Source organism: Corynebacterium sp. HMSC22B11, assembly GCF_001815965.1.
Classification (GTDB): Bacteria; Actinomycetota; Actinomycetes; order Mycobacteriales; family Mycobacteriaceae; genus Corynebacterium.
In genome coordinates this window covers 68,706-87,645 of record NZ_KV823480.1, presented here as the reverse complement: position 1 = coordinate 87,645, position 18,940 = coordinate 68,706, and the positions used below count along the sequence as shown (strand labels likewise).

17 protein-coding genes and 1 riboswitch are annotated in these 18,940 nt (G+C 68.5%); of the genes, 5 read left to right on the top strand and 12 right to left on the bottom strand.

Annotated elements, in window-relative coordinates; genetic code table 11:
* Positions 1-14 precede the first annotated feature (14 nt).
* Positions 15-1,181 (top strand): homoserine O-acetyltransferase MetX, encoded by a 1,167-nt coding sequence (locus tag HMPREF3088_RS03050; RefSeq protein ID WP_070758381.1) that lies wholly within the window; start codon positions 15-17, stop codon positions 1,179-1,181.
* Between the two features lie 108 nt (positions 1,182-1,289).
* Here the strand turns inward: HMPREF3088_RS03050 and HMPREF3088_RS03045 are convergent, their stop codons facing one another.
* The 3 genes from HMPREF3088_RS03045 to HMPREF3088_RS03035 all read right to left on the bottom strand — a co-directional run bounded on the left by HMPREF3088_RS03045 (position 1,290) and on the right by HMPREF3088_RS03035 (position 3,197).
* Positions 1,290-1,661, bottom strand: coding sequence for a DUF3017 domain-containing protein (locus HMPREF3088_RS03045; RefSeq protein ID WP_070758380.1), 372 nt, complete (start codon positions 1,659-1,661; stop codon positions 1,290-1,292).
* Positions 1,662-1,689: 28 nt separating this feature from the next.
* Positions 1,690-2,553 (bottom strand): bifunctional methylenetetrahydrofolate dehydrogenase/methenyltetrahydrofolate cyclohydrolase, encoded by an 864-nt coding sequence (locus tag HMPREF3088_RS03040; protein WP_141759423.1) that lies wholly within the window; start codon positions 2,551-2,553, stop codon positions 1,690-1,692.
* Between the two features lie 86 nt (positions 2,554-2,639).
* On the bottom strand, positions 2,640-3,197 hold the full coding sequence (locus tag HMPREF3088_RS03035) for a tRNA (cytidine(34)-2'-O)-methyltransferase (protein WP_210401479.1): 558 nt from the start codon (positions 3,195-3,197) through the stop codon (positions 2,640-2,642).
* 172 nt (positions 3,198-3,369) lie between these two features.
* Here HMPREF3088_RS03035 and HMPREF3088_RS03030 point away from each other — a divergent pair, with 172 nt between their 5' ends.
* The gene (locus HMPREF3088_RS03030; RefSeq protein WP_070758377.1) at positions 3,370-4,710 is read left to right on the top strand and encodes a saccharopine dehydrogenase family protein; all 1,341 of its coding nucleotides are present in this window, start codon (positions 3,370-3,372) and stop codon (positions 4,708-4,710) included.
* A 36-nt stretch (positions 4,711-4,746) separates the two neighbouring features.
* Here HMPREF3088_RS03030 and HMPREF3088_RS03025 read toward each other — a convergent pair whose 3' ends face one another.
* From HMPREF3088_RS03025 to HMPREF3088_RS03000, 6 genes are all read right to left on the bottom strand, one after another.
* Entirely contained in the window at positions 4,747-5,430 is a 684-nt protein-coding gene (locus tag HMPREF3088_RS03025; RefSeq protein WP_141759422.1) for a nucleoside/nucleotide kinase family protein, read from the bottom strand.
* On the bottom strand, positions 5,423-6,208 hold the full coding sequence (locus HMPREF3088_RS03020) for an energy-coupling factor transporter transmembrane component T family protein (RefSeq protein WP_070758374.1): 786 nt from the start codon (positions 6,206-6,208) through the stop codon (positions 5,423-5,425). Before HMPREF3088_RS03020 ends, HMPREF3088_RS03025 begins: the two co-directional genes overlap by 8 nt.
* Positions 6,205-7,905 carry an ABC transporter ATP-binding protein gene (locus HMPREF3088_RS03015; RefSeq protein ID WP_070758372.1) on the bottom strand — a complete coding sequence of 567 codons (1,701 nt, stop codon included), beginning with the start codon at positions 7,903-7,905 and terminating at the stop codon, positions 6,205-6,207. The genes HMPREF3088_RS03020 and HMPREF3088_RS03015 overlap by 4 nt, the downstream gene beginning before the upstream one ends.
* A gap of 21 nt (positions 7,906-7,926) precedes the next feature.
* Entirely contained in the window at positions 7,927-8,586 is a 660-nt protein-coding gene (locus HMPREF3088_RS03010) for an ECF transporter S component (RefSeq protein ID WP_070758370.1), read from the bottom strand.
* Positions 8,578-8,694, bottom strand: a riboswitch (TPP riboswitch). It overlaps the preceding gene by 9 nt.
* 30 nt (positions 8,695-8,724) lie before the next feature.
* The gene (locus HMPREF3088_RS03005; protein ID WP_070758368.1) at positions 8,725-10,062 is read right to left on the bottom strand and encodes a CE1 family esterase; all 1,338 of its coding nucleotides are present in this window, start codon (positions 10,060-10,062) and stop codon (positions 8,725-8,727) included.
* Positions 10,063-10,234: 172 nt separating this feature from the next.
* On the bottom strand, positions 10,235-13,732 hold the full coding sequence (locus HMPREF3088_RS03000) for an error-prone DNA polymerase (RefSeq protein ID WP_070758365.1): 3,498 nt from the start codon (positions 13,730-13,732) through the stop codon (positions 10,235-10,237).
* 256 nt (positions 13,733-13,988) lie between these two features.
* Between HMPREF3088_RS03000 and HMPREF3088_RS02995 the strand changes: the two genes are divergently transcribed.
* From HMPREF3088_RS02995 to HMPREF3088_RS02985, 3 genes are all read left to right on the top strand, one after another.
* Positions 13,989-14,858: a MetQ/NlpA family ABC transporter substrate-binding protein gene (locus HMPREF3088_RS02995; RefSeq protein WP_012359664.1), complete on the top strand. Its 870-nt coding sequence runs from the start codon at positions 13,989-13,991 to the stop codon at positions 14,856-14,858.
* Between the two features lie 87 nt (positions 14,859-14,945).
* Positions 14,946-16,037 (top strand): methionine ABC transporter ATP-binding protein, encoded by a 1,092-nt coding sequence (locus tag HMPREF3088_RS02990; RefSeq protein WP_070758363.1) that lies wholly within the window; start codon positions 14,946-14,948, stop codon positions 16,035-16,037.
* A gap of 98 nt (positions 16,038-16,135) precedes the next feature.
* Positions 16,136-16,792: a methionine ABC transporter permease gene (locus tag HMPREF3088_RS02985; protein WP_041628562.1), complete on the top strand. Its 657-nt coding sequence runs from the start codon at positions 16,136-16,138 to the stop codon at positions 16,790-16,792.
* Positions 16,793-17,028: 236 nt separating this feature from the next.
* Here HMPREF3088_RS02985 and HMPREF3088_RS02980 read toward each other — a convergent pair whose 3' ends face one another.
* The 3 genes from HMPREF3088_RS02980 to HMPREF3088_RS10650 all read right to left on the bottom strand — a co-directional run.
* A complete protein-coding gene (locus tag HMPREF3088_RS02980; protein ID WP_070758361.1) occupies positions 17,029-17,430 on the bottom strand; it encodes a branched-chain amino acid transporter permease in 402 nt (133 codons plus the stop codon).
* Entirely contained in the window at positions 17,427-18,110 is a 684-nt protein-coding gene (locus HMPREF3088_RS02975) for an AzlC family ABC transporter permease (protein ID WP_070758412.1), read from the bottom strand. The genes HMPREF3088_RS02980 and HMPREF3088_RS02975 overlap by 4 nt, the downstream gene beginning before the upstream one ends.
* Positions 18,111-18,174: 64 nt before the next feature.
* On the bottom strand, positions 18,175-18,940 hold a 766-nt coding region (locus HMPREF3088_RS10650; protein WP_246818017.1), incomplete at its 5' end, for a sucrase ferredoxin.

Sequence of the window (18,940 nt, the reverse complement as noted above, 5' to 3'; positions counted from 1 at the left end):
TCACGAGGTTTTCTATGCGCTCCGACTTGCTGCCCGCCTCCGGTTCCTACGCCGATATTCCCATCGGCGAGGTGCTCACTGAGGCGGGCGCAAGCATTCCCGAAACCTCACTGCGGCTGTACGCCTTCTACGACGCGGCCGAGCAGGCGGCGGTATCCACGCCGCCGGAGGAGCGCCCCATCGTGCTGATCGAGCACGCCCTCACCGGCGACGGCAACGCCACCGACTGGTGGGCCGACATGGTCGGCGTGGGCAAACCGATCGACACTTCCAAGTACCTGGTGCTCTGCGCCAATGCGCTGGGTGGGTGCGCGGGCTCCACCGGCCCCGGTTCCCTGCACCCTGAGGGTGGCTTCTGGGGCTCCCGATTCCCGGGACTATCCATCCGCGACCTCGTGCAGGCCGAAAAGCAGCTGCTCGACGTGCTGGAGATCCCCCGGGTCCACGTGGTCGTCGGCGCCTCCATGGGCGGAGCGCGCACCCTCGAGTGGTCGCTGCTCTACCCGGAGATGATGGACGCCATCCTCGCCATCGCCGTCTCCGCCCGCGCCTCCGCCTGGCAGATCGGCATCCAGTCCGCCCAGATCCGCGTGATCGAGGCCGACCCGCTGTGGCACGGCGGGGACTACTACGAGGCCGGCATGGGGCCAGTCTGGGGCCTGGGCGAGGCCCGCCGCATCGCGCACCTGACCTACCGCGGCGAGCTGGAGGTCGACGAGCGCTTCGGCGCCGAGCCGCAGCGAGGAGAGAACCCGCTGGGTAAGTTCCGCTCCCCCAATCAGCGCTTCTCGGTGGAGGGCTACCTGGACCGGCAGGCGATGAAACTGCGCAACCGCTTCGACGCCGGCTCCTACGTCACTCTGACGGATGCCCTGAACCGCCACGACGTCGGCCGGGATCGCGGCGGCATGAACGCCGCCCTGGGCAACTCCACGGTCCCCACGATGGTCTGCGGCATCGACACGGACATCCTCTACCCCTATCACCAGCAGGAGCACCTCTCCCGCAACCTGGGAGCCTTCCTGGGGCTGTCCCAGATCACCTCCCCCACCGGCCACGATGGCTTCCTCATCGAGGCGCGCCAGATGGGCAATGTGCTGGAGAAGTTCCTCACGGCTGCCGAGGAGCTGGCCGAGAACCCGGAGCAGCGCGCGGAGATCCTGCAGCACCACAACCGCTAGGATCCGCTAAGGGCGGCCACCGAACAACCGCCACCCAACCCCCACGCCCAGCTTCGCGGGACACCCAGCTCCGCGCGACCCTCGCGCAGGGACTTGGTCCGGATGCCCCTAGCTGCCCAGCGTGTCCACGCTGATCGCCAGGTACATCATCAACAACCCCACGCCCCCGGCGAAAAAGCAATCAAATTTGCGGCTGCGGACCGCGAAAATCCCCAGCACGTCGGAGTCCACGACCCACCGGATCGTGGCCAAGAACACCAGGCTTGCCCCCATCGCCGTGGTGCCGCGGCGCCAACGATCCGCCGCGATGAAGAACACCCCCACCGCCAGAAGCAGCAAAAACACCCCGATGAGCGCCCGCTGCGCGATCACCGGCAGCGGGGAGGCGGGCACGTCCCGGTCGTGCGGGTTGGCCAGCAGCTGTCGGCGATAAGCGCCAATCTGCGCGGCCTCCGCCCGCTCGTTCGGGGTGTCCGGCATCGTGCCCAGCTCCTCCAGCTCTAATCCCCTAGTTCTCGCCCTGCTCCGCGAGGAGCTCGGCGCGCTCCACGACGTTGTGGACCAGGAAGGCACGGGTCAGCGGGCCCACGCCACCCGGGTTCGGCGAGATCGCGCCCGCGACCTCCCAGACGTCCGGGTGCACGTCGCCCGCGAGCTTGCCGTCCAGGCGGGAGACACCGACGTCGAGGATCGCCGCCCCCGGCTTGACCATGTCCTTGGTCAGCATGTGCGGCTTGCCTGCAGCAGCGACGATGATGTCCGCGTTGATGGTCTCCGCCTTCAGGTCCTTCGTGCCGGTGTGGCACAGGGTAACGGTGGCGTTCTCGCTGCGGCGGGTCAGCATCAGGCCGATCGGGCGGCCAACAGTCACGCCACGGCCGATGACGACGACCTTCGCGCCGTTCAGCTCGACGTCATAGCGACGCAGCAGGCTGATCGCACCGTTCGGGGTGCACGGCAGCGGGGCGGGCTCGTTGAGCACCAGCTTGCCGAGGTTCACCGGGTGCAGGCCGTCGGCGTCCTTGGCCGGGTCGATGCGCTCCAGCACCGCGTTTTCGTCGAGGTGCTTCGGCAGCGGCAGCTGCACGATGTAGCCGGTGCACTCCGGGTCCGCGTTGAGCTCGTCGATGACGGCGTTGAGCTCCTCCTGGGTCACGTCCGCCGGCAGGTCCTTGCGGATGGACTTCACGCCGATCTGCTCGCAGTCCTTGTGCTTCATCCGCACGTAGGAGTGGCTCGCCGGGTCGTCACCGACCAGGACCGTTGCCAGGCCCGGGGTGATCCCCTTGTCCCGCAGAGCGTCGACTCGTTGCTTCAGGTCCGCGAAGATCTCGTCGCGGTATTTCTTTCCATCCAGGGTAATCGCAGCCATGCCCGCCATTATTCCACAGGCCTAGCGCTACCCCACCGGCGTGCGCCCCGATTCCCCCACTTCAGGGCAAGTGTCCCGCACGCGGGTCACTGCCCGCCCGGGAAACCCAGCTGCCGCCAGGCCTCGTACGCCGCCACCGCCGCCGCGTTCGAGAGGTTCATGCTGCGACGGGCCGGCAGCATCGGGATCCGCAGCTGCGCGGTGATCCGGGGGTCCGCCAGGGTCGCCTCGTCCAGACCGGTGGGTTCCGGCCCGAAGAGAAGGACGTCACCGCGGCGGAAGTCCACGTCCGTAAACCAGGTCTCCGCGTGTGTCGTGAAGGCGAAGACCCTCGCCTGGGGCGGGGCGCCATCCGCCGCCGGCTTCCGGCTCAGCTCTGCCTGCTGCCGACTCACCCCGGTCAAGTGTGCGACCGCGGCCTCGAAGTCCTCGTGGAGCTGTACCTCCGCCAGGTCGTGATAATCCAGCCCGGCGCGGCGGACGTGCTTCTCCTCGAAGTTGAAACCCAATGGGCCCGCCAGGTGCAGCGCTGCCCCGGTTCCCGCGCACATGCGGATCGCATTGCCCGTGTTCGGCGGGATCTGCGGCTGGTCGAACAGGATATGGAAGGGCGGATCGGCGGCCGGCCGGGGTGACGTCGTCAAAGAAGAAGAGCGACCTGCGGCGGAAGCGGGAGTGGAAAGCTGCGAAGACACGCCACTCACCTTAACCGCGCCCGCGGGCGCTGACGGCACCGGAACACGGTAAGAATGGAGGGGAAGAACCCCCGACGATCGGGCACGAAGCCCATCAGACGATGAAAGAGGTCGATCAGACATGGCTGATGCACCGAAGGACGCCACACCGCAAGGCAAGAAGACCCCGACCGGCGGAAAGCAGCGCCCGGTGGACATCACCCTGTTCGGCGCGACCGGATTCGTCGGCAAGATCCTCGCGGGCTGGCTGGCAGAGCACGCGCCGAAGGACGTCACCATCGCGCTGGCCGGCCGCAACCGCGAGAAGCTGGTCTTCCTCAAGCAGCAGCTGCTGACCATCCACGAGGGCGTGATGGACTGGCGCATCGTGGAGGCGGACGCCTTCGACGAGGACGCCATGACCGAGCTGGCGAAGAACACCCGCGTGGTGATCTCCACGGTGGGCCCGTTCGTGCGTTACGGCGAGGACCTCGTGCGCGCCTGCGCTGAGGCCGGCACGCACTACGTGGACTCCACCGGCGAGGTGCTGTTCATGCGGAAGATGATCGACAAGTACGACGACGTGGCGAAGGCCAACGGGGCGCGCATCATCCACGCCTGTGGCTTCGATTCCGTGCCCTCCGATATCGGCATGCTGCTGATCAACGAGGCCGCGGCCAAGGATGGCAAGAAGCTGGCCGAGGTGACGAACCTGGTCAGCATGCGCGGGGCCATGTCCGGCGGCACCGTAGAGTCCGCACGCGAGCAGTTCCAGGCCGCACAGCGCGACCCGGAGCAGAGGCGCGTGCTGGCTGACCCGTACTCCCTGAGCCCGGATCGCGAGGCGGAGCCGGAGCTGGGCGAGCAGCCGGATTATGGCGTGCTGCAGACCGAGACCGTCGGCGCCCCGGAGGGCTGGGCCGGGCCTTTCCTCATGGCCTCGGTGAACACCCGCGTGGTGCGCCGCTCCAATGCGCTGAGCGGCTTCAAGTACGGAAAGTCCCTGCGCTACCGCGAGTTCCAGTCCACCGGGCCGGGCCTGAAGGGCCGCGCGCAGGCCTACGCAATGGGTGGGGTTAACTGGACGATGCTGACCGCGATGAAGGCGCCGAAGCTGCGGGACTTCATCTCCCAGTGGGCACCCGAGCCGGGCGAGGGTCCGACGAGCAAGGCGCAGGAGAACGGCTACTTCCGTTGCGTGTTCCACGGCTTCGTGAAGCCGAATCCGGCGCCGAACGTGGAGCCGGATTACATCGCCACCCTGTACTCCCAGGGGGATCCGGGCTACCGCTCGACCTCCCGGATGCTGGGCACCGCAGCGCTCACGCTGCTCAAGGATGAGGCGGAGCTGCCGGGAACTGAAGGTGGCGTGCTGACCCCGGCGACGGGCCTGGGCATGGTGTACGTGCGTCGCCTCCGCGAGTCCGGGATGCGCCTGGACGTGGCGCGAGGCGGGCTCTACCGCACCTCCACGCCGCAGTAACCGGCGAGTACGGCGCTGTGTCGGGCGGGCGGTGTTTTAGGCCTCCGACCGGGTGGAGCCGTTGGCGACGATGAAGTCCGGGGCGGGGCGCCGATTGATGTGGGCGCGCTCTTGGGCGGCCCACATGTTCCACCAAGGGGCGTAGTAGGGGTCGCGGTGCAGCGCGCGCTGCTTGCGCAGCTGGGTGGGGGCCTCCAGCACCAGGGTCCGGTGCGGGATGCCGCGGCGTCGCAGCACGGCTAGGGCCTCGGGGCTGAGGGCACCGACGCCCTCGACGATTAGTGGGTGGCCGGGGTCCAGGGGCTGCCACTGCGCGGGGGTATTCTTCTCCCAGTCCCAGCGGCGAAAGCCCGGGCAATTGGGCTGCAGCACGTCGGCGGCGAGCATGCGGGCTGCGGCGAAGAGCCCACCCCAGCCGGGGTAGAAATCCTCCAGGTGCACCAGCTGGGGCGTGGTATTGGGGGCCGGGGGCGTGCTCGGCGATGCGCCGGTCTGGTGGCTGGGAGCACCGAGTGTGGCCATGAGGTGTTCCGCAAAGTGGGTCTTGCCGGAGCCGCTGCGACCGTCGATGAGGATCACCCACCGCGGGTCGCGGCCCGCGCGGGGTCGATGCGCAGCAGCCGACTCGATCTGTGTGGCTCGGCGGCCTCGCTGGCTTGCGACCCAGGTGGCGAGCTCGCGGGTGGCCTCCTCGGGCGAGAGCTGTGGAGCGCTAGCCATTCTGTACTCCCAGCAACACGAAATGGCCGGTCCACACGGCGATCCCCAAGGAAAGCAGGCTCAGTGCCAAGGAGCCCACAACCACGGCCCAGTCCCAGCCGCCGAAATGAGCCTGACGAGCCCAGGTGCGTTCGATGGGCTGGCCCTCGGCGTTATGGGTGGCTCCAAACCCACGGGCCTCCATCGCGGTGGCCAGCTTGGCGCCACGACGCAGCGCCAGCACCAGCAGGCTGAAGGACTGCTGCAGCGCACGCTTCAGCTTGCCCTCGTCCCCCAGGCCGCGGGCGCGGCGGGCACGCTCCACGGCCGTCCAGTCCTCTCGGAATAGCGTGACCAGGCGCACGCCCGCCACCGCACCGATGACGAAGCGGGTGGGCAGTTTCCACAGCTGTGCCAGCCCGTCGCCGAGGCGGGTGGGGTCCATGTCCGCGGTGAGCACCACGGCGGGCACGCCCACCGCCAGCACGCGAATCATCACCGCGATGGCCAGCTGCACCGAGTTCTCGGTGATGTGGATGAAGCCCCATTCGAAGTAGCTCTGCCCGCTAGCCCGCCCGTAGAAGAGCATGCTCACACCCGTCAGCGGGGCGAGGAGCAGCAGCGGCCAAGCCCGGCGGAACAGCCGGGCAGGCCCGACCCCGCACAGGGGCGCGACGACCAGCAGGGTCAGCGCGAAGGACACGCTGGCGCTCACAATATCGATGCTGATCAGCAACGGGGTGGTCAACAGCGCGAGCGCGAGCAGCCGGGTGGATGGGTCGATGCGTTCCAGGATCATACCCGCACCTCCAGGCCGGGGCCCTGGGGAAGGTGCCAGTGGTGCTGGCCCAGCGCGGCGAAGTAATCCGCGTCGTGGGTGATGGACAGCAGCCCCATGCCGCTGTCCGCCAGCTGTTGCAGCAACCCGACCAGGGCGGTGAACGTGTTGAGGTCCTGGCCGAAGGTCGGTTCGTCCAGGATCAGCAGGCGCGGCTCAGTGGCCAGCACCGCGGCCACGGAGAGCCGGCGTTTCTCCCCACCCGAGAGGGTGAAGGGGTTGGCGGCCGCGAGGTGACTCAGCCCGAGGGTGCCCAGCAGCTCGTCTGCGCGGCGCTCGGCTGCGGCGGCGTCCATCCCGGCGGCCTTGGGGCCGAGCAGCAACTCGTCGCGGACGGTGCGGGCGGCCAGCTGGTGCTCGGGGCTTTGAAAGACGTATCCGATGCGGCGGACCAGGTCCTTCGAGCGCCAGCTGCGGGGGTCCGGGGTTTCCCGGCGCCTGTGCTTAGCGGGCTGGAGCCCACTGGCGTCCAGCTCCCCGCCCGCCGCGGGAACCAGGCCCGCGAGGGTGAGCGCCAAGGTGGATTTTCCGGTGCCGTTGCCGCCGGTCAGGCAGGTGGACCCCGGCTCCAGGGCAGCGGTGATGCCAGTGCGGATGGTGTGCTGGCCCCAGCCGATGGCCAGGTCCTGGGTGCGCAGCAGTGGCTTCCCGCTCGCCTGGGAGCTCCCACCTGCGGGCGCGGACGCAGCGTCGATGGTTGTTTCTGCGTCGATCGGGTGGGCAACGGTGCCTCGGTTGCCAGCATGGTTCTGGTGATCAGCATGGCCCTGGTTGCCAGTTGAACCGGGCGCGGCCTTCAACGCGCCCAGCTCGGGCGGCGGGGTGCCCATGCGGCGCAGCGCGGGCGAGATGCCCGGCACCCAGATGCCTGCCTCGGCGAGCCGGTCGGCGTGGGTGTCCAGGATCTGCCCGGCCGGGCCGTCGGCGAGCACTCCCCCGGCTTGCCGACCACCGCTGGCCTGCTCCCCCACGCCGCTGGGGTTGGTCTCCCCGAGCACGAGGATGCGGTCGACGTGCCCGGCCCAGGTGGCTGCGCGGTGCTCGACGACGATCAGTGTGGCGCCGGTGTCCTCGCAGGCCCGGATGACGGCGTCGCGCACCTCGGCCACGCCCTCCGGGTCGAGGTTGGCGGTGGGTTCGTCCAGCACGATCACCCTGGGGCGCATGGCCAGCACCCCGGCCAGCGCGAGCCGTTGCTTCTGCCCGCCGGAGAGCCGGTGGGTGGACCGGTCGAGGTCCAGCTCCCCCAGCCCGACGGTGCGTAGAGCCTCCGTGGCGCGCTGCCACATCTCTTCCCGCGGGATGCCGAGGTTCTCGCAGCCGAAAACAACATCGTCGCCCACCCGGGCGGCGATGACCTGCGAGTCCGGGTCCTGCAGCACCATGCCGACCAGGCCCCGGGCCTGGGCCGGGTCCTTGCCGTCCACGCGGATGGCACCGCGCTGCTCGCCGTCCTCGGCATCCCCCAGCACCCCGGCGATACCGGCGAGCAGGGTGGATTTACCTGCGCCCGAGGCCCCGAGCAGCAGGATGCGCTCCCCGGGTTCCAGGCGTGCGGTGATGTTCGCGATGGCCGGGTTCTTCCGGCCGGCGTGGCGCCAGCCGAAGTCGGTGATCTCCACGACCGCCCCGCCCGGCGGCCGCCCGTGGCTCGTCATGGTTTTCTCCCCTTGAGCGGCCTAAACCAGTTGTTGGCGTTGCCTGCCCGCCGGGAAGCGGTCGAGCGCCCCGGTAGCAGCCAAACCGCGGACGAGCAGCCAGCCCACCAGGCCCGCCAGCACGATGCCGGAGAGAATCATGGTGGACAGGTAGGTGGCGTTGAAGGCCAGGGACTTCGCGTAGTTTCCGCTGGTCGCCAGCTCCAGGATGAATTCGAAGATGGCGGCCACAGCACCGGCGGCCATGGCCACGCCCAGCCCGGCGCGGCGGTAGGCGAAGATCGCGAAGACCAGTTCCGCGCCCAGCCCCTGGGCCAGGCCGGAATACACGGTCTCGATGCCCCAGTGGTTACCCAGCAGCGCGGAAACGACGGCGGCGAGCACCTCGACGAAGAGTGCCGCGCCCGGCTTGCGGATGATCAGCCCGCCCAGCACGCCGCCGAGCAGCCAGATGCCGACCGCGAGCCCGCCAAGGCCCGGGGTGGCAGCGTCGAACACGCCGTAGGCCGCGCCCCCAATGCCGTTCCAGACCCAGAAGATCAGGCCGCAGGCGACACCGAGCACGGCGGCGACGATGATGTCCACGACGCGCCAGGACTTGCTGTGCTGGGGAGCCTGCTGCTCGCCTGAGAAGCCGTGGGTTTCGCTGGTCTGTGATGGTTTTTCGGGCGTGATGCTCACGCTTATCCTCCCTATCGCCGGCATGATCCGGATCAGGTTCATCGGTCGGCACCACGGTGCTGGCGCCCTCTCAGCCCGGACGTTCTCCCGGACTCCCGCGTTGGTCGGGTCTAACCCTAGCAGCCGCCCCGGAGGACCCTATTTCCGGTGGCGGGTGAAGAAACTCAAGATCTCCGCCCCGGCATTGACCGCGCGAGTGGGGTTCGCTTCCTGCTGGCCCCCGTCGTTACGCACCCCGGCAATCCCGGACTCACCGGGCCGGGCGGCTTCGCCCTCGCCGGGCCAGGTGTGCCCCATCCCCTTCACCGCGATGTGCATGACGTCCTTATCCGCCGCGCAGTCGCGCCACTGGTAGCGGCGGACAATGGGGGTGACGTTGCGGACCGCGGGGGCCCCGAAGCAGGAGGCACGGTGTGCATAGGCGGAGGTGAAGCTCATCGCCCCGAGGTACGGGGTGCCGTAGCGGGAGCCGCCCTCGTAGTGGATGCGACTGTCGTCCTCCCCGTGGATTTCGAGGAAGGACGTCGCCCTGCTGCCGCGAAACTGTGGGTGTTCTTTGCTACGCTGTGCCCGTGTTGCGCAGTTCTGCCAGGTGCCCTTGTAATAGGCCCCTGCGACCGAGGCGAAGGCGGCGAATTCCTGGGGTATCTCGCAAGCGAGCTTTGCGACGAAGCCGCCGCCGTTGCTCATTCCCGCGGCGTAGATGCGCAGGTCGTCGACCTGGTAGGTGGCGGCAATGCGGTTGATGAGGTCCCGGACCAGGGCCAGGTCTTGTTTCCCGGTGGCCGTGGCATAAGGTGCGCCCGCCCAGGCCCTGTCGACGCCGTCGGGGTAGGCGACGATGGCGCCGTCCCGGGCGAGGTCGCCGAAGCGGGCCATGGCTGCGCCGGACTGCCCATAGCCATGGAAGGCGAGGATCAGTGGCTTGGGCCGGGTGGCCTGGGACTGGCGGGGCAGGGCGTCAGCAGGCACATGCAACACTGCCTGGCGGTTCAGTCCGCCCGATGTCAGCTGGACTTGGCCATTGTGCCCGGGGTGTGGGGCGCCCCGCAGTGGGGCGGAGTGTTGGGTATTGCGCAGCACGGGTGCGGGGCTGGTGCTCGTGGCTGGGTCCGTGGCAGCACCCTGGCTGGCTTCTCCCCCGCTACCCCCACGGGTGCTGGGCTCACTGCCCGCGCCGGCCTGGTCCTCCCCGGTACCGCCAGCCCCCGGGGTGCGGTCGTTGCTGGTCCCCGCCGTCCGGCTCGAGCGCTCCGGGATGGCCACGGCGGATTCGTGTTCGGTGCGTTCGCTGACCAGGCTGTGTCGGCTTTTTCGGGTGAGGTAGTCGACGCTCCAGCCGGTATTTTTCTGCAGCCACACCCCGGCCCCGGCGGCGAGCCCAATGGCCACGGCTGCCAGCGCGAGGGCGATGATTCGCCGCAGCATATAGCGCCGCTGGCTGGTGGGGCGCCCGGAAGGGCTAGGGGTGGTCATTCCCCCGATCTTGAAGGGTGGGCGCGCTGATTGTCAATCGGTGAATCGCATAAGTGTTATTCCCCACGTTGTGATCGCCCCCGCCTCCCCCGGCCACAGGCACTTCCTCACCGTCGCAGCCACCCACCTGGGTCGTGACCACGGCCGACCCGGTAGCCGGCTCCGGGGCACTTCAGCGGAAATCCCGCGACGGGCTACCCAGCGCCGCGGCACCACCCAGCTCCGTCTCCACGGCCTCCAACAGATCGGCGGTAACACTGGCCGCACCCTCCGCGTTATGCACGATCCCCCGGACCACCACGATGCGCGCTGTCATCGCCACCTGCCGCTGTTTCTTCCATAAGCCCTGGGTGAGCATCACGTTCGCGATGCCGGTCTCGTCCTCCACCCCGAGGAAGACGACCCCGCCCGCAGTGGCCGGGCGCTGCCGGTGCGTGATCACCCCGGCCACCCGGATCCGCGAACCATCCGGCACGTGCAGCAGATCCACGGCGGGCACCACCGCCGCCCCACCCCGGCGTTGCCCGCGACGCACCCCGGCACGCACCGGCAGGTCGTGCCACTGGGAAAGCTGGCCCCGCAGCAACTCCACAGGGTGCCCGTCCGGGGTCACCGACGTGGCCGCGAGATCCGCGGCAGCCAGCTCGAAGGCGCTCATGCCAGGCAGCGCGGGAACCGAGGGTGCGGACGTCCCCGGCAGCATGCCCTCCCGCTCCGTGGCCGCCAGCCCCGCGGCCCACACCGCCTGCCGCCGATCCAGCCCGAGGCTCTCTAAGGCCCCGGCCCGCGCCAGGGCTGCCACCTGCGCCACGCTGAGCCCGGCTTCCCGGGAGAGGTCGCTGACCTGCCGGTATTCCCCCTTCTCTTCCCGTGTGGCGACGATCCGCTCGGCCGTGTCCTCGCTGATCCCCGCGATGGATGCCAGCCCCAGCCGGATCGCACCGAGGGGCTCCGCGGTGCCCCGCCCCAGCCCGTGCACCCCGCGGGCGCGGTTGACGTCGTCAAAAGAAGAGGAAGAAGACGCGGAAGAAGACGCAGCAGAACCTGCCGAGAGATCCGTATCCGCCTGCACCCCGGAAGCGTTGACGCACACCGGGAGGATCCGCACCCCGTGGCGGCGGGCGTCCGCGATCAGCGACTGCGGCGAGTAGAAGCCCATCGGCTGGGCGCGCAACAAGGCCACGCAGAATTCCGCCGGGTAGTGGTACTTAAACCAGGCGGAGTAGTAGACCAGCGCGGCGAAGGACTGGGAGTGGGACTCCGGGAAGCCATAGGCTGCGAACGCCGTGATCTTCTCCCACAGCCGGTCCGCGACCTCCCCAGTGATGCCGTTGGTGCGCTCCAGGCCCTCGTAGAAGCGCTCCTTGAGCCGCGCCATCCGCTCCGGGGAACGCTTGGACCCCATCGCGCGGCGCAACGTATCGGCCTCCGCGGCAGTGAACCCGGCGGCGTCCACCACGACCTGCATCAACTGCTCCTGGAACAGTGGGATGCCGAGGGTCTTGCCGAGCGCGGGTTCCAGGCACGGGTGGTCGAAGGTCACCGGCTCCAGGCCGTTGCGCCGCCGGATGAACGGGTGGACCGACCCACCCTGGATGGGGCCGGGGCGGATCAGCGCGACCTGCACCACCAGGTCGTAGAAGCGCCGGGGTCGCAGGCGGGGCAGGGTGTTCATCTGGGCGCGGGACTCCACCTGGAACACGCCCACCGCGTCGGCGCGGCTGAGCATCTCGTAGACCGCTTCCTCGGTCGGGGCCAGCCGCCACAGCTCGATACGGCGGCCACGGTGGGTGGCCACCTGGTCGATGGCGTGGTGCAGGGCCTCGAGCATGCCCAGGCCCAGCAGATCGAATTTCACCAGCCCGACGGCCGCGCAGTCGTCCTTATCCCACTGCACCACGGAGCGGTTCTCCATGCGCGCCCACTCGGTGGGCACGACGTCCGCGATGGGGCGGTCGCAGATGACCATGCCGCCGGAGTGGATACCCAGGTGGCGGGGCTGGCCGATCAGCTGTTCAGCAAGCTGCCGCACCCGCTCGGGCGCCTCGGCGGTACCTCGGGTCCAGGCATCCACCTGGCCTGCCGGGTAGCCGAGCGCGCGGGCGGCATCCCGCAGCGCCCCCTTGCGCCGGTAGGTGATGACGTTCGCGACCTGGGCGGCGTTCTCCCGCCCGTAGCGGCGGTAGACGTACTGGATGACCTCCTCGCGGCGACCGGATTCGATGTCGAGGTCGATGTCGGGTGGCCCCTCGCGTTCCGGGGAAAGGAAGCGTTCGAAGAGCAGGCCGGCGGCGACGGCGTCGACAGAGGTGATGCCGAGCGCGAAACAGACGGCGGAGTTCGCCGCCGAGCCGCGCCCCTGGCAGAGGATGTTGTTGCTGTGGCAGTGGTCGACGATGTCGTGGACGATGAGGAAGTAGCCGGGGAAGCCCAGTTTTTCGATGACGCCGAGTTCCCGGTCGATGACCTCCCAGGCCTTCTGCGCCGCCGCGGTGGAGCCGCGCCGCCCGTAACGGTGGGTGCCGTTTCTTTCCACGAGCTCGCGGAGCCAGGACATCTCGCTGTGGCCTTCCGGCACGGGAAAGTGCGGTAGTTCCGGGGCGACGAGGTTCAGGGTGAAGGCGCATTCTTCGGCGACGCCCACGCTGGTTGCGGTGGCTTCCGCGAGCCAGGCGCAGTCCCCGGCGAGCTGCCGCAGTTCCGCCCCGGAGCGCAGCCAGGATCCACCCACGGGGTGGGTAACGGGTTCGGCACGAGCGACGTCCCAACGCCGCCGCAGGGCGGCCTTGGCCCCAGCCAGGCGGGCCTGGCTGGGGGTCGCGCAGGTGGGCTGCGAGGAGAGGATCTCGCGCAGCCCGTGGGTGGTCGCGAAGGCGTGGAGGGCCTCGTTGTGGTCCACGTCGGCCGGGTCCATGCTCAGCTGCAGTTGCACGAGGCAGTGCTGCGTGCCGAAGGCTTCTAGTAATTCGGCGGCGCGGCCGGGGATGGCGAGCTGGGCGGCGTCGATGAGGACGAGCCAGTGCCCGCCGGCGGCCTCGGCGAGAGAGTTGAAGCTGGGGTATTCAACTGCGTCCTTGTCCCGGTGGGCCATCCGGGCGGCGGTGATGCCGCGGCTGAGCCGCCGGTAGCCCTCCTGGCCGCGGCAGAGCACCGCCAGGCCGGGGGCCTGTGGCCCGTCGATGCTGAGCTCCGCCCCGAAGACGGTCTTTAGCTCGCCGTCTGCCTCTGCGGCGGCGGTGGCAAAACGCGCGGCCCCGTACATGCCGTCCCGGTCGAGGCAGGCCAGCGCGCTGATGCCGAGTGCGATGGCCTGCTCCACTAGTTCCTCGGGTTCGCTGGCGCCGTGGAGGAAGTGATAGCTGCTGGCGGCGCGCAGCTCCGCGAACTCCACGTGCGCCCCGGCTGCGCGCGCCCTACCCCCAGGCTCCCCCGCCGCGCTCCGCGCCCCGTGGATCCCATCAGGCTGCTTCCCGCGCCTGAGGTCAAGCCGCTCCGCGGACTGGGCCTCGCCGGGGTAATCGTCATGTCGACCATCGAGCTGCTCGTCGCGCCGCGCCTCGTTCCGCGGGCGAACTTCAACACCCTCACCTGTGGTTTTTCCCGAAAGGACACGCTCGATCCGCGACCAGCTGAGGGCTTTGGGGTTGTTGAATCCGCGCGTATACGTCACGGCCAGAACCCTACCCTAAATCGAACATCTATTCGATATAGCACAGCATTCGCCCCTGCCTACCGCCCCTGTACCGCCATTCCCTCAAGGCAGAAATCGACGACACCACGTGCATAAATGACAAGAAAATAGACCAAGTTGTCCATGCTGCCCTACGGTGCTAAATTTGCCTTCAACAAACAGTGCCCCGCCAAACAAAAAACACCCGTGCCAACGACGGCACACGGCGGACACCCCCAGATCTAGGAGGATCACCATGACTCTTCGACGCAAGGCCCTGGCCGCGACGATCGCCCTGACCACCAGCTTCAGCCTCGTGGCCTGCTCCGGCGGCAACGACGACGACACCATCGTCATCGGCACCACCGACTCCGAGCAGAAGCAGTGGCAGGTCTTCAAGCAGGAGCTGGATAACGCCGGCCTGAAGACCGAGATCAAGTCCTTCAACGACTACTCCATCCCGAACCGTGCGCTGACCGACGGCGAGATCGACGTCAACAACTTCCAGCACATGATGTTCCTGGCCGAGTACAACAACGGCAACAACACCGACCTCGCACCGGTCGGCGCTACCGAGATCCTGCCGCTGGGCCTGTACTACAAGGACCACTCCGACCTGAAGGACGTCGAGAAGGCTGGCGAGGTCGCCATCCCGAACGACTCCACCAACCAGGGCCGCGCCATCAACGTCCTCGTCCAGGCTGGCCTGGTCACCCTGAAGAAGGAAGGTCTGCTGACCCCGACCCCGGCCGACATCGACACCGACAAGTCCAAGATCAAGGTCACCCCGGTCGACGCAGCCCAGACCGCGACCTCCTGGCTCGACGGCACCCCGGCCATCGTCAACAACTCCTTCCTGGACCGCGCGGACATCGACCCGAAGACCGCCATCTTCCAGGACGACCCGGAGAAGGAGGAGGCACAGCCGTACATCAACGGCTTCGTGACCACCAAGGACCGCAAGGACGAAGAGGACCTGAAGAAGCTCGTCGAGATCTGGCACTCCAAGCCGGTCCAGGACGCCATCGACGAGCAGACCAAGGGCACCTCCGTCGCCGTGACCATGTCCGGCGATGAGCTGCAGAAGGTGCTGGACACCACCCAGCAGAAGCTCAAGGAGCAGTAAAACCCAACCCCCAAAAAGGCGTGTCTCGCATGGCCGGCCCACCAGCCCGCCAGCCGAGGCACGCCTTTTAAACCGGAAGGCACCCCAATGGCCCAAGGCACATCCGCCGCCCCCGACACGGCCGGCCCCGCAACCCCGCGGGGCGACCGCACGGGAACGGGAATCGAATTTCGCAACGTCCACAAGGTCTTCAAGCAGGGACGCAAGTCCATCACCGCTCTGGAGGACGTGAACATCACCATCCAGCCGGGCTCCATCGTGGGCATCATCGGCTACTCCGGCGCGGGCAAGTCCACGCTGGTGCGCCAGATCAACGGGCTGGACAAGCCGACCAGCGGCGAGATCCTGCTCGACGGGCAGGACATCGTCCCGCTGAAGGAACCGGAGATGCGCAAGCTGCGCTCCGATATCGGCATGATCTTCCAGCAGTTCAACCTGTTCTCCTCCCGCACCGTGGCGGGCAACATCGCCTACCCTCTGAAGCTGCAGGGCATGCCGAAGGCCGAGCGCGAGGCGCGCGTCGCCGAGCTGCTGGAGTTCGTGGGGCTGGCTGATAAGGGCCGCAGCTACCCGGAGCAGCTCTCCGGCGGCCAGAAGCAACGCGTGGGCATCGCCCGCGCCCTGGCGACGAACCCGAGCCTGCTGCTCGCCGACGAGGCAACCAGCGCGCTGGACCCCTCCACCACCCGCGACGTGCTCGCGCTGCTGCGCCGCGTCAACGAGGAGCTGGGCATCACCATCGTGGTGATCACCCACGAGATGGAGGTCGTCCGCTCCATCGCCGACCAGGTGGTCGTCATGTCCAACGCCCGCGTGGTGGAGCAGGGCTCGGTCTACGAGGTCTTCTCCAACCCGCAGACGGAGGTCGCGAAGAACTTCGTGGCCACCTCCCTGCGCAACACCCCGGACAACGTGGAAGCGGACGCCCTGCAGGCCGGCGACGGCCGCCTGTTCACCATCACGATGAACCAGGGTGTGGGCTTCTTCGACGCCGTCTCCGAGCTCTCGGCTACGGATGTGAGCGTGAACATCGTCCACGGCGGGGTCACCACCCTGCAGAACCACTCCTTCGGCCGCCTGACCGTGCGCGTGACCGCTCAGGACGCCGCCGGTGAGACAGCGATCGAGAAGTTCTACGCCGACCTGTCCCAGCGAACCGATATTGAGGAGATCCGATGAGCGCGCTGACTACTTTCCCGACCGCCGCGGGCTCCACCGCCACCACAGCCGCTACCGCCCCTGCCACCGCGTCCCCGGACACCCTCGTGCTCGCCGCGATGGACTGGGACCGGCTGGGCGGTACTTTCACCCAGGCGATCTACGACACCCTGACGATGGTGCTGGCCACCCTCGTCATCGGTGGCCTGCTGGGCCTGGTGTTCGGCATGCTGCTGTACACCACCCGCCCGGGTGGGGTGCTGTCGAATAAGCCCATCTACTGGGTGATCAACTTCCTGGTGAACTTCGTTCGCCCGATTCCGTTCATCATCTTGCTCACCGCCATCGGCCCGTTGAGCGACGCCCTGGTGGGCAGCCGTATCGGTCTGAAGGCCGCGGTGTTGGGCATGGTGATCGCCGCGACCTTCGGCGCGGCCCGCATCGTGGAGCAGAACCTGGTCACCATCGACCCGGGCGTGATCGAGGCGGCGAAGTCCATGGGTGCCTCGCCGCTGCGGATCATCTTCACGGTGATCATCCCGGAGGCCCTGGGGCCGTTGATCCTGGGCTTTACGTTCATGTTCATCGCGATCGTGGACATGTCCGCGATGGCTGGCTACATCGGCGCTGGCGGTTTGGGTGACTTCGCGATTGTCTACGGTTACCGCGCCTTCAACGACGAAGTCACGTGGATCACCGTGCTGGTTATCATCGTTATCGTCCAGGCTGCCCAGCTGTTCGGTAACTGGCTGGCCAAGAAGGTTATGCGCCGCTAGAAGCTCACCCTTCTCCGGGGTTTTGTGCCCCTCTTTTGAGGACGTCGCCCCCTTGCACTTCGGTGCGGGGCGGCGTTCTTTTTTATGTCTAGAGCGAGGCTGGGGTTGGACCGGGTGGGCCTGGACCGAGTGGGCTTTGGCCGAGCGGGGGGGTGAGCGCGAGGACCGGTGTGCGCTGCCGCGGGGGCGGGCGACGGTGACGAACGAGGCATCGGTGACGGGCGCGGCGTCGTCGTCTAGAAGACGAGGTTGACGAGCAGCACGTAGAACACCGTGCCCAGCAGGATGGACTGGGTGGCGGAGCGGCGCCACAGATGCCAGGCCGTGGTGAAAGCCACCGCGATGAGCAGGGAGGCCAGGCCGCCGGGGGCGGCCATCCGGTCGGCGGCGGTGTAGATCACGAGGATGCTCATCACGCCCACGGGCATGCCCATGCCGAGCCATGCGACGAGCTTGGATTCCCGGAAGGAGCGCAGGGCCGCGAAGGGCAGGCCGCGCAGGGCGACGGTGACGATGCAGAGCGGGAGCAGCACGCCGATGGTGGTGCCGAGGCTCACGCCCGCGGGCAGGCCATAGCTGCCGGCAGCCTCGGCGGCGTGGACAGCCTCGGCGGCCAGAACTGTGGGCTGGGGGCTCATACTTCCTGCCTTTCGTCCCCGGTGCGCCAGCGCAGCTGAAGGGCGCGGTCCAGACCCGGGAGGTAGAAACGGGCGAGCAGCACGGCGAAGTAGAGCAGCATCGCGATCATCAGCATGTTGCCCGGGGAGACCAGCAGCGCCACCGCGGCGGTCACCACGGCCGTGAGGACCAGGGAGACGTCCCTGGTGGCGAGGAAGGACTCGATCAGCAGCACGACGAACAGCGCGGTGAGCGCGAATTCCATGCCCTCGAGTTTCCAGGGGATGGCGTCGCCGAAGAGGGCGCCGAGGACTCCCCCACCGACCCACGCGCACTGCAGGACGATCTGGATGGCGATGACCTGGCGGCCGGTGAAACGCTGATTGGGGTTGGCGCTGACGATCGCATAGGTCTCGTCCGTCAGCGCGTAGATGCCATAGGCACGGGCGGCTCTGCTGCGGATGACCTGCAGCGGGTAGTTCAGGGCATAGAAGACGTGGCGGAAGTTCACCAACAGCCCGTAGAGCGCGGCTGAGAGCGGTCCCACTCCCCCGGTGACGAGGCTGAGCGCCAGGAACTCCATCGAGCCGGCGTAGATCACCAGGGAGAAGATCGGCGCCCAGAACCACGCGAAGCCCATCTGGGTCAGCAGGATGCCGAAGGCCAGGCCGAGCGGAACCATGCCGAGGCCCACCGGCATGGCCAGCCCGATGGCGTGGCGGATGCCGCCCTGGTCGAGATTCCTCTCTTCGGGACGCCGCGAGCTACCCAAGAATCTCCTCGCAGCCAACCGCAATCCAGGACTTCGAGCGCTTGGGTTTATCCCCGCAGGAGGACACCACCATGACGCTGTCCCGGCGCTCCATGCGGACCCGGAAGCGCAGGTCGGAGGCGGTATCTTCCACCACGCGGACGGCGACGTCGGCGGACTGCGCGGTCTCCTCGTCGCTGTTCTCCGGGGTTTCCTCCCAGGACGTCAGCGCTGCGAGGCCGACGGGCAGACCGCGGTCGTCAAGTTCGTGGGCCACGCGGAGTTCGGCGGCCTGGCTGGCAGGATCGAGGCAGCCGCGGCCACGGTTCCCCTGCAGCCAGAGCTCCCCGCGCTGGGCGTGCTCCACCATGCTGCGCGCCCCGCCCTCGGCCATGCGGCCGAAGGAGTAGTTGGCGGGCAGCAGGAGCATGGAGGGCGCGAAGCGGTGCCCCTTGGTGTGGGAGGACTCCCAGATGATCGGGTCGATGGGGTCCACCGAGGGATGATCGTCGAATTCGGTGTGCTTCGGGTCGACTGGCCCGGCTCCCACTCCGGCCGTGTCGGCGTGGTTCTGGGTGAGCGCGGGGTTCGCGGCGGGCTGGATCCTCGGGGTGGCCTCGCCCTCCGGTGCGGCGGGCTCGTCGAAATGCTTGCTCAGCGCGGCGGCGAGCGGGCGGCCGCGGACGGCGCAGCAGCGGTCGCGGCGGCCGTGGGTGCAGACCAGCAGGATGGGGTGGTCGACGCGGCGGGCGCCCGGGGGGTTGCCCGGGGGGCTCAGG

What these genes read in the sequence shown, in the direction of transcription:
- HMPREF3088_RS03020 (WP_070758374.1), bottom strand. Translation starts at nt 6,208, where the DNA reads ATGATCCTGGAACGCATCGACCCATCCACCCGGCTGCTCGCGCTCGCG.
- HMPREF3088_RS02980 (WP_070758361.1), bottom strand. Translation starts at nt 17,430, where the DNA reads ATGAGCCCCCAGCCCACAGTTCTGGCCGCCGAGGCTGTCCACGCCGCC.
- HMPREF3088_RS03030 (WP_070758377.1), top strand. Translation starts at nt 3,370, where the DNA reads ATGGCTGATGCACCGAAGGACGCCACACCGCAAGGCAAGAAGACCCCG.
- HMPREF3088_RS03025 (WP_141759422.1), bottom strand. Translation starts at nt 5,430, where the DNA reads ATGGCTAGCGCTCCACAGCTCTCGCCCGAGGAGGCCACCCGCGAGCTC.
- HMPREF3088_RS03015 (WP_070758372.1), bottom strand. Translation starts at nt 7,905, where the DNA reads ATGACGAGCCACGGGCGGCCGCCGGGCGGGGCGGTCGTGGAGATCACC.
- HMPREF3088_RS03045 (WP_070758380.1), bottom strand. Translation starts at nt 1,661, where the DNA reads ATGCCGGACACCCCGAACGAGCGGGCGGAGGCCGCGCAGATTGGCGCT.
- HMPREF3088_RS03050 (WP_070758381.1), top strand. Translation starts at nt 15, where the DNA reads ATGCGCTCCGACTTGCTGCCCGCCTCCGGTTCCTACGCCGATATTCCC.
- HMPREF3088_RS03040 (WP_141759423.1), bottom strand. Translation starts at nt 2,553, where the DNA reads ATGGCTGCGATTACCCTGGATGGAAAGAAATACCGCGACGAGATCTTC.
- HMPREF3088_RS02975 (WP_070758412.1), bottom strand. Translation starts at nt 18,110, where the DNA reads ATGCCGGTGGGCCTCGGCATGGTTCCGCTCGGCCTGGCCTTCGGCATC.
- HMPREF3088_RS02995 (WP_012359664.1), top strand. Translation starts at nt 13,989, where the DNA reads ATGACTCTTCGACGCAAGGCCCTGGCCGCGACGATCGCCCTGACCACC.
- HMPREF3088_RS03005 (WP_070758368.1), bottom strand. Translation starts at nt 10,062, where the DNA reads ATGACCACCCCTAGCCCTTCCGGGCGCCCCACCAGCCAGCGGCGCTAT.
- HMPREF3088_RS02990 (WP_070758363.1), top strand. Translation starts at nt 14,946, where the DNA reads ATGGCCCAAGGCACATCCGCCGCCCCCGACACGGCCGGCCCCGCAACC.
- HMPREF3088_RS02985 (WP_041628562.1), top strand. Translation starts at nt 16,136, where the DNA reads ATGGACTGGGACCGGCTGGGCGGTACTTTCACCCAGGCGATCTACGAC.